Source organism: Streptomyces sp. CA-142005 (assembly GCF_050942335.1).
In the GTDB taxonomy this organism is placed as follows: Bacteria; Actinomycetota; Actinomycetes; order Streptomycetales; family Streptomycetaceae; genus Streptomyces.
Window position 1 is genome coordinate 1082253 of sequence record NZ_CP192078.1, and the last position, 16110, is coordinate 1098362.

13 protein-coding genes are annotated in these 16110 nt (G+C 71.0%); 6 read left to right on the forward strand and 7 right to left on the reverse strand.

The window, feature by feature from the left end:
• Nucleotides 1–12: 12 nt before the first annotated feature.
• The gene (locus ACQPXS_RS05345) at nucleotides 13–1383 is read left to right on the forward strand and encodes an MBL fold metallo-hydrolase (RefSeq protein WP_433447407.1); all 1371 of its coding nucleotides are present in this window, start codon (nucleotides 13–15) and stop codon (nucleotides 1381–1383) included.
• On the forward strand, nucleotides 1380–2642 hold the full coding sequence (locus tag ACQPXS_RS05350; RefSeq protein ID WP_433447409.1) for an MFS transporter: 1263 nt from the start codon (nucleotides 1380–1382) through the stop codon (nucleotides 2640–2642). Before ACQPXS_RS05345 ends, ACQPXS_RS05350 begins: the two co-directional genes overlap by 4 nt.
• 6 nt (nucleotides 2643–2648) lie before the next feature.
• Here ACQPXS_RS05350 and ACQPXS_RS05355 read toward each other — a convergent pair whose 3' ends face one another.
• From ACQPXS_RS05355 to ACQPXS_RS05365, 3 genes are all read right to left on the reverse strand, one after another.
• Nucleotides 2649–4049 carry an FAD-binding oxidoreductase gene (locus ACQPXS_RS05355; protein ID WP_433447411.1) on the reverse strand — a complete coding sequence of 467 codons (1401 nt, stop codon included), beginning with the start codon at nucleotides 4047–4049 and terminating at the stop codon, nucleotides 2649–2651.
• 39 nt (nucleotides 4050–4088) lie between these two features.
• Nucleotides 4089–5171, reverse strand: a complete 1083-nt coding sequence (locus ACQPXS_RS05360; RefSeq protein ID WP_433447413.1) for a class I SAM-dependent methyltransferase — start codon at nucleotides 5169–5171, stop codon at nucleotides 4089–4091.
• Nucleotides 5172–5304: 133 nt separating this feature from the next.
• Nucleotides 5305–5712, reverse strand: a complete 408-nt coding sequence (locus tag ACQPXS_RS05365; RefSeq protein WP_433447415.1) for a hypothetical protein — start codon at nucleotides 5710–5712, stop codon at nucleotides 5305–5307.
• Between the two features lie 86 nt (nucleotides 5713–5798).
• Here ACQPXS_RS05365 and ACQPXS_RS05370 point away from each other — a divergent pair, with 86 nt between their 5' ends.
• Nucleotides 5799–6695, forward strand: coding sequence for a metallophosphoesterase family protein (locus ACQPXS_RS05370; RefSeq protein WP_433447417.1), 897 nt, complete (start codon nucleotides 5799–5801; stop codon nucleotides 6693–6695).
• A gap of 69 nt (nucleotides 6696–6764) precedes the next feature.
• On the opposite strand, the gene ACQPXS_RS05375 is transcribed toward ACQPXS_RS05370, so the two are convergent.
• The 4 genes from ACQPXS_RS05375 to ACQPXS_RS05390 all read right to left on the reverse strand — a co-directional run bounded on the left by ACQPXS_RS05375 (nucleotide 6765) and on the right by ACQPXS_RS05390 (nucleotide 13104).
• Entirely contained in the window at nucleotides 6765–9512 is a 2748-nt protein-coding gene (locus tag ACQPXS_RS05375) for an alkaline phosphatase family protein (RefSeq protein ID WP_433447419.1), read from the reverse strand.
• A gap of 5 nt (nucleotides 9513–9517) precedes the next feature.
• Nucleotides 9518–10882, reverse strand: coding sequence for an ABC transporter permease (locus tag ACQPXS_RS05380; protein ID WP_433447421.1), 1365 nt, complete (start codon nucleotides 10880–10882; stop codon nucleotides 9518–9520).
• Nucleotides 10879–11946: an ABC transporter ATP-binding protein gene (locus tag ACQPXS_RS05385; RefSeq protein WP_433447423.1), complete on the reverse strand. Its 1068-nt coding sequence runs from the start codon at nucleotides 11944–11946 to the stop codon at nucleotides 10879–10881. Before ACQPXS_RS05385 ends, ACQPXS_RS05380 begins: the two co-directional genes overlap by 4 nt.
• Nucleotides 11947–12123: 177 nt before the next feature.
• Complete coding sequence (locus ACQPXS_RS05390) at nucleotides 12124–13104, reverse strand: asparaginase (RefSeq protein ID WP_433447425.1); 981 nt, start codon at nucleotides 13102–13104, stop codon at nucleotides 12124–12126.
• Nucleotides 13105–13351: 247 nt separating this feature from the next.
• On the opposite strand from ACQPXS_RS05390, the gene ACQPXS_RS05395 reads away from it, so the two are divergent.
• From ACQPXS_RS05395 to ACQPXS_RS05405, 3 genes are read left to right on the forward strand one after another with little or no spacing between them, the layout of a single operon-like run.
• A complete protein-coding gene (locus ACQPXS_RS05395; protein ID WP_433447427.1) occupies nucleotides 13352–14578 on the forward strand; it encodes a glycoside hydrolase family 88 protein in 1227 nt (408 codons plus the stop codon).
• A gap of 54 nt (nucleotides 14579–14632) precedes the next feature.
• Entirely contained in the window at nucleotides 14633–15166 is a 534-nt protein-coding gene (locus ACQPXS_RS05400) for a diadenosine tetraphosphate hydrolase (protein ID WP_433447429.1), read from the forward strand.
• A 32-nt stretch (nucleotides 15167–15198) separates the two neighbouring features.
• Nucleotides 15199–16095, forward strand: coding sequence for a hypothetical protein (locus ACQPXS_RS05405; protein ID WP_433447431.1), 897 nt, complete (start codon nucleotides 15199–15201; stop codon nucleotides 16093–16095).
• Nucleotides 16096–16110 lie beyond the last annotated feature (15 nt).

The following is a 16110-nucleotide window of genomic DNA, read 5'->3' on the forward strand; positions in this document are numbered from 1 at the left end:
GGAGGAACGGCCATGGGTTTCGCTGAGGACCATCTGATTCCGCTCGTGGACGAGGGACTGGGCAACAGCGCCTACCTCGTCGACCTGGGCGACGGCCGTGCCCTGGCCGTCGACGCGAGCCGCGATCTGCGCGCCCTGCGCGCCGCCGCCGACCGGCGCGGGCTGCGCGTGGCGTTCGCGGCCGACACCCATCTGCACGCCGACTTCCTCTCCGGTGCCGTCCAGCTCGGTCACGACCACGGCGCCGCCGTGCTCGCTTCCGCAGCCGGCCGTCGCGTCTTCCCGCACCAGGGCCTCGCGGACGGCGACGAGGTCGACCTGGGCGGGCTGACGCTGCGGGCCCTGGCCACCCCCGGGCACACCGACGAACACCTGTCCTTCCTGCTGCTGGACGGCGCCCGCCCGCTCGGGGTGTTCACCGGCGGCTCGCTGATCGTGAACTCGGCCGCGCGCACCGACCTGCTCGGCGCCTCACGCACCGAGGAGCTGGCCCGTGCGCAGTACCGCTCCCTGCGGCGGCTGACCCGGCTGCCGGACGAGACCGCGGTGTGGCCCACCCACGGAGCCGGCTCGTTCTGCTCGGCTCCGCCCGGCGCCGAACGCACCACCACCATCGGCACCGAGAAGCGGGCCAACCCGCTGCTCGCCGCGCCCGACGAGAACACCTTCGTGTCCCGGCTGATCGCGAGCCTCGGCAGCTATCCCGCCTACTTCGACCGGCTCGCCGCACTCAACCGGCGCGGCCCCGCCGTCCTGACCGCCACACCGACGCTGCCCGCCCTGGACACCGAGCGGGTGCGCGCGCTGCTCGCCGACGGCGGCCATGTGGTCGACGTCCGTCCCGCCGCCCGCTTCGCCGCCGCCCACATACCGGGGTCGATCTCCATCCCGCTGCGCGGCACGTTCGCCACCTGGCTGGGCTGGCTGCTGCCCGCCGGGGATCCCATCGCCTTCGTCACCGAAGAGGACCAGGATCTCTCGGAGATCGTGTGGCAGGCGTACAAGATCTGTTACGAGCGGCTCGCCGGCCGTCTCTTCGGAGGCATGACCGCCTGGCAGGAGGCCGGCCTTCCCACCTCGGCCACCGCGTTCGTCACCCCGGACCAGGCGCCGGCCGCCCCGTACCTCGACGTCCGGCAGACGGCCGAGTACACCGCCGGACACGTCCCGGGCGCCGTCCACCTCGAACTCGGCGCCCTCGCCGCCCACACCGCCGAGGTCCCCGGGGGTGCGGTGGTGGCCTGCGGGCACGGGGAGCGGGCCATGACCGCCGCCAGTGTGCTGGAGCGCGCCGGCCGCACCGACCTGACCGTGCTGAACGGCAGCCCCGGCGACTACGCCGCCGCCCACGGCCGCCGGCTCACCATGGGCGCCGCCCGGTGAGCACGACCGTCGACTCCGAGGCCGCGCCCGTTCGGCTGGGGCTGCGCGAGAACTGGGTGCAGTTCACGCTGCTCGTCGTCGTGAACGTCTGCGTGGGCGGCCTCGTCGGCCTGGAACGCACGACCGTCCCGCTCATCGGCGCCCGCACCTTCGGCCTGACCAATGACCTGGCCGTCTTCTCCTTCATCATCGCCTTCGGCCTGACCAAGGCCCTCACCAACCTCGCCGCGGGCGCGCTGACGGCCCGCTTCCGCCGCAAGCAGCTGCTGGTGACGGGCTGGCTCATCGGCGTCCCCGTGCCGTTCGCCCTCGCCTGGGCGCCGTCCTGGGGGTGGATCGTCGCCGCGAACGTACTGCTCGGCCTCAACCAGGGCCTGACCTGGTCGATGACGGTCAACATGAAGATCGACCTGGTCGGCCCCGCCCGGCGCGGACTGGCCACCGGCCTGAACGAGGCGGCCGGCTACACCGCCGTCGGCACCACCGCCCTGGTCACCGGCTATCTCGCCACCGCCTACGGCCTGCGCCCGGTCCCGGAACTCATCGGAGTGGTCTTCGTCGCCGCCGGGCTCGGCCTCGCTCTGGTCGTGCGGGACACCGCCGCGCACGTCGCCCTCGAACTCGCCCAGCACCCCAGGCCCCTGCCGTCCGGCGAGAGCGCCGCCCTGGCCGCCACCTTCGCCCGGACCTCCTGGCACCACCGTTCCCTGCGCGGCGCCAGCCAGGCCGGCCTGGTCAACAACCTCAACGACGGCCTGACCTGGGGCGTCTTCCCGCTGCTCTTCACCGACCACGGTCTCGGCCTCGCCGCCGTCGGCCTGGTCAAGGGCCTGTACCCCATCCTCTGGGGCCTCGGCCAGATCCCCACCGGCCACCTCTCCGACCGGATCGGGCGCAAACCGCTCATCGTCGTCGGCATGCTGACCCAGGCCGCCGGATTCGTCCTGGCCCTCGCCCTGCTGGACACCCCGCTCCTGGCGGGCGTCCTCTCGGCCGTCACGCTCGGACTCGGCACCGCCATGGTCTACCCGGCCCTGATCGCCTCGGTCTCCGACCACGCGCACCCGGCCTGGCGGGCGGGCGCGCTGGGCACCTACCGCTTCTGGCGCGACATCGGCTACGCCGTGGGTGCCCTCGTCGCGGGCGTCCTGGCCGACGCCCTCGGCCTGAACGCCACCGTCGTCGCCGCCGCCGCGCTCACCGCCGGCTCCGGCCTGCTCGCCGCCCGCTGGATCGGCGAACACGACACCGGCCGCTGACGCGGCTCAGTCCGGCGCCGGCGGGATGTTCTGGTTGGCGTGGAACAGGTTGTCCGGGTCGTAGGCGCGCTTGACCGCGGCCAGGCGGTCGTAGTGGCCGCGGTAGGTGGTGCGGACCCGTTCCTGGCTCTCCCCGGGGCCGATGAAGTTGACGTAGGAGCCGCCCATGGAGTGCGGGTGCAGGTCGGTCCAGTAGTCGACGCACCACTGCCGTATCGCCTCGGCGTTGCCGGGGTCCGGGTCGATGCCGGCGACGATGCCGGACCAGACGGCGTCCCGGTAGGCCCAGGCCGTGCCGTCCGCGTCATCGACCTGGTGGGCCGCCCCGTCCACCGGGTACAGGTGCATGGTCGACAGGCCGGTCGGAATGTTCTCGCCGTACTTGTGGTGCACCTCGATCGCGGCGTCGGAGACGGTCTCGAAGAAGTCGCCGCGCCAGTACCACTGCAGTCCCTCGGGAAGCAGTCCGTCGAACATGCTCTGCAAGGCGGGGTAGGGCATCGGAGCGGCGAAGTGGAAGGCCGGCGGCGCCGGCTCGTTCACCACGGCGAAGGTCTCCGCCAGGCGCTCCTCGGAGAGGTCGCCCGTGTAGCACCAGACCACGGCGCACATCTTCTGACCGTGGATCGGTTCGGGGAAGGGCGGGCCGGGCGGTACGACGAGGAGGGCGAAGAACCCGTAGAGCTCGTCCGGCGCGGCAGGCAGGAACTCCCGGTACCAGCGCAGCACTTCGGGCGTGCGGTCGACCGGCCACACCGTCACGGCGACCCCGACCGTGGACGCCGGGTGCAGCCCGAAGGTGAACGACGTCACCACGCCGAAGTTGCCGCCTCCGCCGCGCAGCGCCCAGAACAGGTCCGGGTGGTTGTCCGCCGACGCGGTGACGTAGCTGCCGTCGGCGAGGACGACGTCGGCCGACAGCAGGCTGTCGATCGTCAGGCCGTACCTGCGGGTGAGATAGCCGTGGCCGCCGCCCAGGGTCAGACCGCCGACGCCCGTGGTCGACACGATCCCGGCCGGTACGGCGCGTCCGAAGGCGTGTGTCGCGTGGTCGAGGTCGCCGAGCTGGCTGCCGCCGCCCACCTGGACGGTGTCCGTCTCCGGGTCTACCCTCACCCAGCGCATCGGCCTCAGGTCGAGGACGAGTCCGTCGTCGACCAGGCACAGCCCCGGGCCGCTGTGGCCGCCGCCGAGCACGGCGAGCTCGGCTCCGGTGCCCCGGGCGAAGGAGATCACCGTCTGCACGTCGGCCACGTCCACGCACTGGGCGAAGGCGGCCGGCCGCCGGTCGATCATGGCGTTGTAGATGCTGCGGGCCGCGTCGTAGCCGGGGTCCTGCGGTGTGATCAGGGATCCCCGCAGTGCCTCGCGCAGACCGCCGGCAGCCGTTTCGTCGATGGAGTTCATGGCCGAGTGCCTTTTCCGAGGTACGAGTCGTGCAGCTGGTCAGCGCCTGGTCGCCACGTAGTAGACGTTGATCGGGTCGCCCTCCACGGACTTGATGTCTACGGTCCTGAACCCCGCCTCCCCGAGCATCCGCACGGCCGTCTCCTGGCCCCACGCCGTGCCCAGGCCTGCTCCGCCGGTGCTGAGCGAGGTCGTCATGCAGTAGAAGACGGAGAATCCGTAGAGCGCGGGGGCGAAGGGACGGCCGATGTTCCGCTCCAGCCTGCTGGAGGCGGCGATGTCGCCCATGAGGAACGTGCCCGCCGGGCGCAGGGCGCGGGCGATCGCCTCGAGCGTCTCGGCCGGCCGGGCCAGGTCGTGGATGACGTCGAAGGCGGTGATGAGGTCGTATTCGCTGGTGATCCGGGTCGCGTCGGCGACGGTGTACGTCAGGTTGTGCAGACCGGCGACGGCCGCCTCGGCCCGGGCGGTCGCGATGGCGGCCTCCGACTGGTCCAGCCCGTGGAAGCGGCTCGCGGGAAACGCCTTCGCCAGCACGAGCGGGGCATGGCCCTGCCCGGTGCCCACGTCGAGAACCTCGATGCCGGCCCGCAGCCGCTCGGGCAGCCCCGGCACCAGCGGCACGATCACATCCACCAGCGCGAGGTCGTAGATCCGGGCGGTCTCCTCGGCCCGCAGCGCCTGGAAGCGGGGATACGCCGAGTACGGCACTCCGCCGCCCCTGCGGAAGCACCGCACGACCTGTTGCTCGACCTCGCCCATGAGCGCGACGTACGGCATCATGGCCGCCACGTTGTCCGGGCCCGCCGCCGTGGTCAGCGATGCGGCGTGCTCCGCCGGCAGCGCGTACGTGTCCCGCGCCGGGTCGTACTCGACGAGTCCGCCGACGACCATGCCGCCCAGCCACTCCCGCACATACCGTTCGTCGAGGTCCGCCGCCTCGGCGATGCCGGCGCTGGACGACGGGGGCAGGCCGGCCAGGGTGTCGAACAGGCCGCACTGGTGGCCGACGCTGGTGAGCAGGGCCAGTGCCGCCTTGTTGAGGACGTCGACCATCTCGGCGGCGAACGCTTGCTGCCTGGCGGGATCCGGTGGTGCCTGCCGCTCCTGGGAAACCGACATGTTTCCTCCCTCGCCGGTGAGCTGCGGCGAGCTTCACCGGGGGTGCTGGGACACGACCGGCGAAACCACCCATGTGCCAGGCTATGCCCGATCGGGATCTCCGCACCTCACGAACGTGGAACGGCTGCCGAAGCTACGGCCGGGTGACGGCGGCGGCGATGCCGGACGCCCGCGGGCCGCGAGCCAGTAGCTCCATCTCCGGGAGGGTTCCGGAGCAGTCGCCGCTCAGCACCCGGCCCAGCAGAACCCTGGCGCTCACCAGATCGACGCCGAGTTCCGCGCGCAGCACCCGCATGATCACCGCGTTCTTCGCCGACGGTCCGCTCACGCGCAGCGTCGCCGGACCGTGCTCGGCGAGCAGCTGATCCCGCCGTTCGCTCGGCAGATCCCCACCGCACACGGCGACCGCGAACCCGCAGGCGGAACATGCCGACTCGACATCCCACCGCAGACGACCGTCCACGAGGGCCTGTACGCCACGGCACTCCAACTCCGCACCGCAGTCCCGGCACATCTCGCAGTACCTGACGGATTCGTACACATACCGCTCCATGCCCACCCCCGACAGCGACGAGGCCACCCAGCAAGGCCCGATCAACGCCCTTGCCATGGCGCTAGGTTGACGCCATGAGGATCCTTCACCTGTCCGACACACACCTCGACCGCGCCGGCGACCCGGACGCCGACGGTGCCGACGGTACCGCGGCACTGGTCCGCATCCTGGCAGGCCTGGACCATCTGCGGGACCTGGACGCCGTCGTGGTCACCGGGGACGTCGCGGACGACGGTTCCCGCGAGGCGTATGTGCGGGCCCGCGACCTTCTGGGCGGCTTCGCGCGCGAGCGTGGCGCGGCCGTCTTCTACACGACCGGCAACCACGACGAGCGCGGCGCCTTCGGCGATGTGCTCGGCAGCGGTCACGAAGACCCGGACACCGTGTACGAAGGGCCGGAAGGCGAGCGGGCCGCCGCGAGCACGCTCGGCGGATGGCGGCTGGTCACCCTGGACACCTTGGTGCCGGGCAAGGGCTACGGCCTGCTGGGCCGGGCTCAACTGCGCTGGCTGCGCGACGTACTGGCCACCCCCGCCGCACAGGGCACGATCCTGGCCTTTCACCACCCGCCCGTCGCCCTGGACGTCGACGTGCAGCAGGCGCTCGGGCTGCACAACGCCCCGGAACTGGCGGCGACGATCCGCGGAACCGATGTGCGGCTGGTCCTCTGCGGCCACTTCCACCTCCAGCTGCTCGGCCGTCTGGAGCAGGCCACCGTCTGGGTCACGCCCGGCGTCGTCAGCCGTGTCGACCTGACCGCCCGCCCCGGCACCGAACGCGCCGTACACGGCCCCTCCGCGTCTCTCGTCCGGCTCGGCACGCCGCACGGCCCTCTCATCCACACCCTCCACGCCCGGGACCCCCGCATGGGCGAGACCGTCTACGAAGCCGACGCGGACGAGATGCGCGAGGTCATCGAGAGGCTCGGGCCGGCTCGGGAACCGGCGCGGGATCCCTCGCGTGGGGCGTGACACGCCGGAACGCCGAGGACCCCTGACAGGCGTGCGGCCGGCCAGGGGTCCTCGACGAATCAGCCTGCGTCAGCCGTCGGACTCCGACGACGGGATGTAGGCGCCGGGCACGTCGTTCGGTGCGTAGATCTTCTTCTCACCGGGGTACGGCGTGCTCCAGTTGTGCGTCTGATACCACGTGAAGTGGTTCATCTGCGCGGGGTTGGCGAAGTCGGGCACCGCGTGCGGCCCGGTCAGCCGCTGCTTCGACTTCCAGCTGTCCCACTCGGCGGCGAGCTTCTGCATGTCCGCCGGGACCTTGGCCGCCGGGACGGCCGCCGCCTTCGGGTCCTGCGCCGCCGGGGTGTCGACACCGCAGGAGGGCGGGGTCTTCAGGCCGTCGGTGAGCGAGGTCCGGTTGGGCACCGCCTTGAACGGCGTGTAGTCCGGGCGCTGGGTGAACGCCCCGCGCATCGGCGTCGCCGCGCTGTCCTTCTGGTTCATCGGGTGGATCCCGAGGATCTGCTCGATGGTGCGGATCATCGTGATCTGCGAGTAGTAGTGGCTGTCGACGGTGCCGTGCTGGGCCCAGGGGCTGATGACCTGGATCGGGGCACGGTGGCCGTCGACGTGGTCGAGACCGGCCTGGGAGTCGTCCTCGACGACGAAGATCGCCGAGTCCTTCCAGTACTTGCTGTGGGAGATCTCGTCGACCATCTTGCCGACCGCGAGGTCGTTGTCCGCCACCTGAGCCGCCGCGCTCGCCGGACCACCGGTGTGGTCGTTGGAGAGCCAGAACATGTTCAGGTTCGCCGGACCGTTCTTCTCGAAGTCCTGCTTCCAGATCTGGTACTTGTAGACGTCCGGGACGTCGAGGTCGAACATGGGGAAGCCGGGCACCGACACCGAGTTGAGCGACGGGATCGCCGAGCCCGTCTGTATCGGGTAGGCGGTCGGCTGGCCCGTCGCGTCCATGTTCTTGGCGTCGCAGTACAGGTTCTGCCAGGTCGCGCCGGCCGGCTTGCTCTCGATCGACTGGAACTCGCCGAAGTCCCGCACGGTCTTCCCGGCCGCCTGCGCACCGCTCCAGATGAAGCCGGTCTTCTGGTGGCCGAGAGCGTCGTTCTCGGTGTCGTAGCTGCGCTGGTACTCACCGGCGGAGGACTCGGTGTACTCCGGGTCGTCGGCCTGCATCAGCCAGTTGTGGCCCTCGGCGGAGTTCGTGCCGATGTCGTAGGTGTTGTCGTACAGGCCGAACTGCTTGGCCAGCGCGTGCTGGTTCGGCGTGACGTTCTCGCCGAACTGCGTCACCGACGGGTCGCCGTTGCCCTGCGGCATGTCGCCGAAGACCTGGTCGTAGGTCCGGTTCTCCTTGACGATCAGGAAGACGTGCTTGATCGTCGAGGGGTCGCCGAGCCGCTGCGGGACCGGCACCGGCCGCGCCTTGCTCCCGTCCTTGGCCATCGAGACGGAGCCGGGGGTCCAGCCGTTCTGCTGGAAGACCTTGGCCGTCTCGGACCGGATGACGCTGTCGTCCGGCAGAGTGAAGCGCTGCAGGCTGGACGTGGTGTCGTGGGTGCCGTGCCCGGCGGGGTTGTTCGGGCGGCGGGCGTCGATACCACGGGTGTTGGACACCAGTACCTGGTCGCCGACGGTCGTGATCTCCGCGGGGAAGTAGTCCGTCGGGAGCAGGCCGACGTAACTCACCGGCTCCAGCGGGCTCTTGTACCGGTAGACGGCGACCGCGTTGGCGCGGCCGAGCGTAACCAGCAGGCGGCCGTCGTCGGTGAGCGTCACCGCGTTGGGCTCGTAGCCCACCGACGCCTCCGGCCACGGCTGGGTGTTGATGGTCTGCACGACCTTGTTCTTGCCGGTGTCGATGACCGACACGTTGTTGCTGGCCGTGTTGGTGACGAAGAGCGCCTTGCCCTTGGCGTACAGGGCGGTCGGGTGCAGACCGACGTCGATGCTCGACGGGTCCGCGCTCGGGTTCGCCAGGTCGATGACGCTGACGGTGCCGGTGGTGGTGGCGCCGGTCTTCGGGTCGGCCGGCACCTGGGTGCCGTACGAGTTGATGGTGGTGTCGCCGGCCTTGGCCGGACGGCCGCCTTCGTTGCTGACGTAGAGCTTGTCGCCGACCTGGACCATGTCACGCGGCGCGTTGCCCACGTTCCAGCTCTGCTTGATGGCGCCGGTGGCCGCGTCGATGGCGACCACCCGGTTCTGGCCGTTGACCGCGGAGTACACGGTGGAGCCGTCGGCCGAGAAGACGGCCTCGCCGACCAGGGCGTGCTTGGACCCGTCCGCCGGGATCTTGATGGAGGTCGGGTTGGCGACCGTGCCGTCCGGGTTGACCGTGAACTTCGTGTAGCCGTCGGTCTGACCCAGCCACAGCTGCTTGCCGTCGGGCGAGTACGTGGGGCCTTCCTGGCCCACGGAGTTGCTGCTCAGGCGCGGGGTCGACGAGGCGGCGGTGCCGACGACCTGCTGCACCTTCCAGTTCTTCACGTCGACGATGGCCAGCGCGCTGCCGCCGTCGGTGACGGAGGCCGCGATGTGGGTGCCGTCCGGGCTGGGCGAGGACGACATGATCTTGCCGTTGTTGATGACCAGGCGGTCGCCGTAGGGGGCGATGTACTGGTCGCTGGAGATCACCTGGCCGCGGTCGGTCGTCTGGCCGACCTGGTCGGTGCCGAACTGGTGCGTCTGGGCGTAGCCGACGCCGGCGGTGACGGCCAGGACCACCGCGGTGGCGCCTGCCGTGAGGGCGCTGCGGCGCCCGGTTCGTCTACCGCGGAACTCCGTCTCCACAGGCCTGCGATGGCGTGTTACCTGCACTGGAGTCATCCCTTCGTGGTGCTGAGAAGTTCGACGTTGCCGTCGAACTGCCAAAGTGGGTTCGGTGCGTCGCCGGTCGGGGTCCGCACCAGGAAGTAGCCGTTCACTTCCTTCGGTCCGTCTCCGTCGGCGACGAACCGCCCGTCTGAGGTGACGTCGAGTTGGTAGATGGCCGTCCCGGTGGCCTCGACGTCGGGGAGATGCCAGGACACGACGCAGCGCCAGTCGTTGCCGGGTCCCTCGGCGGCGACCCTGACGCTGCCCTTGTCGCACGTCGCCGTGGCCTTCAGCTGCGCTTCGGTGACGTCGGGACGGTTGAGCTGCTTGGTCTGCATGCGGTAGAGGTGGGCGAACTCCGTGGCGAGGGAGCGCTGCACCTTGTCCTGCGTGATGCCGGAGCCCGTGGCCCCGGTCGCCGTGGCGACGACGGCGACGGTCGCGCCGGCCAGTGCGACGAGCGGCAGGAGACCGACGGCGACCGCGCGGCGCCCCGATCCGTCGGCGGTGAGATTGGTGAAGTCGCGCCGCAGGAACAGCAGGTATGCCAACGTTGTCGCGAGCAGGGCCCACACCAGGCTGACCACGACGCCGATCAGGAGCGGGGCGAGCTGTGCCGGGCTGGTGAACAGGCCGTTCCAGGCGATGAAGGCGTAGCCGGGCAGCGCGAGGCGTACGGCGACCGGGAGCGGCAGCATCTGGGCGAGTTGCATCGCGAGCGCGACGAGCGCGGGCAGCAGCAGCCCCATCGGGGACCGCCCCAGCACGACGGAGCCGAGGAGTCCGATCGCGGCGAGGGCCAGGGTCGGGGCGAGTGCGCACGCCCAGGCCAGGGCGACCTGGCCGGCCGCGTCCGATGGCGTCAGCTGGTGGCCGTCGAGGCCGACCAGTGGCCGGTTGCCGACGGTCACGAGGCCGCCGACCGCGCTGGAGCAGGCCAGTCCGGCCACGAGGAGCAGGATGACGGTGAGGCTGGCCAGCGCCTTCGCCGCGAAGATCCGCCGCGGCGAGCGGACCGCCACCAGCAGGTGCCGCCAGGTGCCGAGCCGGTCCTCGGAGGCGAACACGTCGCCGGCGACCACCGAGGTCAGCAGCGGCAGCGCCCAGGTGCCCGCGAAGCCGAGCATCACCAGCGGTCCGGCCCACCCGGTGGCGAGCATCCAGCGGCCGAAGAGGGTGTCGGAGGGGAGTGTGCTCTGCTGGCTCACCGCCGCGACGAACAGCGCCGGGGCGATCCAGCAGGCGAGCACCAGCAGGCGGATCCGCCATTGCGAGACGAGCTTGACCAGTTCGAAGCGGTAGCCGCGGGCCACCGAGACGCGGCCGGTGCCGGTGGACCGGTCGGGGGCGAGGGCGGTCGCGGTGGCGGTCATCGGCCGGCCTCCTGCTGCTCGGCGTGGGTGTCCTGCGGCTTGGCGGCGGCTTGCAGTTGCCGCTCGGCGCCGGCTTCCTGCTGCTCGACGGCGGACTCCGGCCGCTCGGCGCCGGACTCCTTCCCTTCGCTCTCCGCCTCCTGATGTTCGGTCAGGGCGAGGAAGGCGGCCTCCAGCGGCGAGACCACGGGGGCGAGTTCACGCAAGGCGGTGCCCGACTGCACGAGCCGCACCACGAGTTCGTCGAGCGCCGGCACGAGGGCGCGTATGACGAGCACCTCGTCGCCGCCGGGACGTCCGTCGTCGACGAGGTGGATCCCGGGCGTGTCGGCAGCGATCCGGCGGGCGGTCCGCGGACCGGAGGCGATCAGCCGGTAGTCCAGTTCACGGTTCTCGGCGGCCAGCTTGCGCAGCGGGCCGGAGAAGACGACCCGTCCGGTGGCGAGGATGGTGACCTCGGAACACAGTGCCTCGAGGTCGTCCATGCGGTGGCTCGACAGCACGACGCTGGTTCCCTCCGCCGCGAGCCGGGCGAGGACGCCGTGGACGTGCTTCTTGCCGGCCGGGTCGAGGCCGTTGGACGGCTCGTCCAGCACGAGGAGCCGGGGCTTGGTGAGCAAGGCGGCGGCGAGCCCGAGCCGTTGCCGCATGCCCAGGGAGAAGCCGCGGATCCGGTCGTCGGCGACATCGGTGAGTCCGACTTGGCCGATGACGTCGTCGATGCCGGCCGTGCGCGCGTCCTGGCCGCGCAGAGCGGCGAGCGCGGCGAGGTTCTGCCTGGCGGTGAGCGACGGGTAGAGGCCGGGACCGTCCACGAACCCGGCGACACCGTCGGGAGCGGCGAACGTCCTGCCCACCGGGGAACCGAGGATCTCCAGACTGCCGCTGTCGGCCACGGCCAGCCCGAGCAGGAGCCCGAGGAGCGTCGTCTTGCCGGCGCCGTTCGGACCGACCAGTCCGTGGATCTGTCCCTGCGCCACATCGAGGTCGATGCCGTCGAGCGCGACGACATCGCCGAAACACTTGGTGATCCCGCGAGCCCGGATCGCGAGGAGTGAGTCCATGAGCCCCTTCTTTCGAAAGCCTCATGGACCCTAGGGAGGGCACACCGTACGCACAGGAATCGCCAGTTAAACGCTCAAGGAACGGAAGCCGACAGCCGTTCGCCGCGTCCACAGCCGGAGGAGGGCGCCTGCGCCCTTGAACTTCCGCGGTAGCTGACGTTGCGTCAGTGACACGTGTCAGAACACCGCGCGCACCTCCCCCACCGTCTCCCCCCGCCCCAGCACCGGCGTACGGCCGATGCGGTCCACGACCGGCGCCGTGACCCCCGCCAGGCGCAACGCACGGGCCAGGACCGGGCCGAGGGCCCTGACACCACCGTCCTCGATCTTGAGGGCCAGGGCACGGCCGTCGGGCAGGGCGAGGGCCTGTACGGCTTCCGCGCCCACCTTCGACAGGACGCCCGGCATCTCCCTCATGAGCCAGGTGTCGTGGCGGTGGGTGCCGGCGACGTACTCGGGGTGGGCGCGCATGGCGTCGGCGACCCGCCGTTCGGGGGTGCCGGGTGCGGCGAGGACGAAGGAGCGGAAGGCACGGGCGAGGCCGGTCAGACTGATCGCCATCAGCGGCGCCCCGCAGCCGTCCACGCCGACGGCGGCCACCGGTTCACCGGCCGCCTCCTCCACGACCGTACGGATGAGGCGCTGAAGCGGATGGTCCGGGTCGAGGTAGGACTCCAGCGGCCAGTCCCGGAGCGCGGCGGCGGCCAGCATCGCCGTGTGCTTGCCGGAGCAGTTCATGGCCACACGGTCGCGCCGTCCGCCGGCCGCCAGATAGGCCTCCTGCTCCTCCTGGTCCAGCGGGAGGGCGGGCGGGCACTGGAGGTGCTCCGGGGTCAGCCCGTGCTCGTCGAGCATCGCTCGCACCAGGTCGCGGTGGAACGGCTCGCCGGAGTGGCTCGCGGCTGCCAGGGCCAGCCGCTCTCCCCGCAGATCGAGGCCGGCCCGCAGCATGCCCGCCGCCTGCATCGGCTTGTTCGAGGAACGCGGAAACACGGGGAAGGCCACCTCACCGATCGACCACTCCACCGAGCCGTCCGCGGCCAGCAGCACCACGCTGCCCCGGTGCCGCCCTTCGACGAATCCGGAGCGGACGACCTCGGCGAGGACCGGGGCACTCGGCGCGCTCGCGACGGGCGTGGTGAGGGCGGGCTGGGACATCGGCGGTCACCTTCCGGATGGGGATCGGGTCCGACCCGCCCGGCCGTCCCCGGGATCTCCGGGTACGCCGGCCGGATGAACGGGTCGCTCCGCACCGTACCCAGGCCGGAGGTGTGCTCCGCAGGCAGGCCTGGCGTTCACCAGTGTTCACGTTCATGAACATCACACATGTGGGTGTACGCGAAGCGCACTGCCGTGCCAGACTCCCTCAACGCCCCTGCTCCATTGCCTACTTGGAGGCCCGTCCATGAGCATGTCCCGGCGCACCGTGCTCGCCGTGGCAGCCGGAGCCACGGCAACCGCCGTCTCACCCGCCGACGCCGCGGAGGCGTCCGGCGACCAGAGCCCGGCATCGGCTGTACGAGCGCTCCGCGCGGCGGCCGACTACGCGGTGGAGAAACTGCACGCCGTCGCGCCCGGAGTGACCGGCTTTCCCGTCGGCACGAAGTTCGAGAAGTGGACCTACTCCCAGAACGGTGACTGGGTCGGCGGGTTCTGGCCGGGGACGCTGTGGATGGCGTATCTCCACAGCGGAGACGACGCGTTCCGCACGCTGGCGCTCGACACCGCCCGCAAACTCGCTCCGCGCCGGCACGACACCACCACCCATGACCTCGGCTTCCTCTTCTATCCGTCCTGGGTCACCGCCTGGCGACTGACCGGCGACGACAGTTGGCGCACGGGCGCGATCGAGGCGGCCGACTCGCTCATCCAGCGCTACAACCCGCGCGGCCGCTTCATCCGGGCCTGGGGAGCGCTGAACGACCCGAACAACGCGGGCCGGGTCATCATGGACACGATCATGAACCTCGACCTGCTGGCCTTCGCCAGTCGGCAGACGGGCGACGACACATACCTGAACATCGCCGTGGAGCACGCCCAGACGGCACAACGGGTCTTTCCCCGCCCGGACGGCTCCACCCCCCACGTGTTCGACTTCGACCCCGAAACCGGCGCTCCGATCGGCCCGAACACCGTCCAGGGCTACAGCCCGTCCTCCTGCTGGTCCCGCGGGCAGGCCTGGGGCGTCTACGGGTTCACCACGATGTATCGCCGCACCGGAGACCAGGGGTTTCTTTCCACGGCACGCAAACTCGCCGGCTTCGCCGTGGGAGCGCTGAGTCCGGATCACGTTCCGGTGTGGGACTACAAGGCGCCGCAGGCGCCGTACGACATCAAGGACGCCTCGGCCGGCGCGGTCATGGCGTGCGGACTGCTCGACCTGTCCGCCGCGACCGGCCGGCGCGAGTACCGGCAGGCCGCCCTGCGGATCCTCATCGCGCTGTCGGAGACCTGCCTGACGCGGAACTCGGCCCGTGCGGAGGCGATAGTCGCCCGCTGCACCCGCAACCGGCCGGCCGAGGACGGAATCGAGGTCTCCCTTCCCTACGCCGACTACTACCTGCTCGAAGGCATCCTGCGCGTGCTGCGGCCGAGGGACGTCGACCGGGCCGTCGACCTGTCGACCGTCTGAAGCGATGGCGCAGGTCGCACCCTCGCTCGTACGGCCAGGCCATAGGTTGGGGCCATGAGTGACGACTGGCGCACGGACCGGATCGGGGCTGCTCTGCGGGGTGAGAACCCGACGGTGCTACGGCGGCTCCAGGCGGGATTCGCGGTGATCGGCGACGTGCAGTTCCTACCGGGCTACTCGGTCCTCCTGGTGGACGAGCCGGGTGTTCAGCGGCTGTCCGAGCTGCCGAGGGCCAAACGGCTGGCGTTCCTGTCCGACATGGACCGGCTCGGAGAAGCGGTGGAACGGGCCTGCCGGCGGCTGGATCCCGCCTTCCGCAGGGTGAACCTGGAGATCCTCGGCAACACGGACCCGTTCCTGCACGCCCACGTCTGGCCCCGGTTCGAGTGGGAGCGGCCCGAGGTGGTGGGGAAGCCCGTATGGCTGTATCCGCCGGACCGGTGGCGGGACGAGCGGTTCCGTCTCGGTCCGCGGCACGACGCGCTGCGGGAAGCGATCGGGAGTGAGTTGGACGCTATGTTACGACCCTGTGACACCGAGCTGACACTTCCAAGATCAGGCCCTGTCAAGCTCGGCTTCACCGAATGACCTGACCCGTACATTCTGGGGGAAACCGAGCCATGACCACCCGTACCCGCACCATGGCGGCCGCCATCGCCGTGGCCGCAGCCGTCACCGGCACGGCACTGCTGGGCGTCTCCGGCGCCTCGGCCGCCGCCGGCGCCTCGCACGGCACCCTGACCATCAGCAACGGCACCAAGTACGTGCTGATCAACGGCCACAAGGTGAACTTCGGGGTGCCCGTGAGGGACCTAGCCTGGTCCCCGGACGGCGCCAAGGCGGCCTTCGTCGACGGCTCCGGCAACCTTGACATCGCCAACCCCGACGGCAGCGGGCGTGTGGTCGTGGCCAAGAACCCCGGCAACCAGAACTGGTCCCACCCGACCTGGCAGGTGACCGCGAAGGACACCCGGTACAACATCCCCGCCAAGGACAACCTCGTCTTCGCGGCGCGCGCGGGCGGTGTGTCCCGGCTGAAGTACATCTCCGCCAAGGCGGTCCACGGCACGCCCAAGACGTTGTCCCTGAACGCCGATCCGGGGGCGCTGCCGCAGACCGGCAACGTCTGGCCGAACGCGGCCGGCCACTACGGCACCTCGGTCTACGCCAACGTCGGCAACGGCGCCGTGTACATCCGTGACGACTACCTGCGCCAGCAGGGCGGCAAGCTCACCCAGGGCTCCCAGCCGGCGCTGTCCCCGAACGAAGAAGAGGTCGTCTTCGTGCGCTCGGTCGCCGGTCACGACCACGTGCTCGTCGAGGACTTCACGCACGGCAACCACATCAAGGACCTCACCCCGCACGCCACGACCGACTACACCGAGCCGGCCTGGTCCCCCGACGGCAAGACCCTCGCGGTGCGCACCCCGTCCGGCACGATGACCCTGCCGGCCGACGGCACGGGTCATCCGGTCAAGGTCACCTCGACGGTCGGCCTGGCGGCGTACCGCCCCTGACGTCGTACGAGTCGT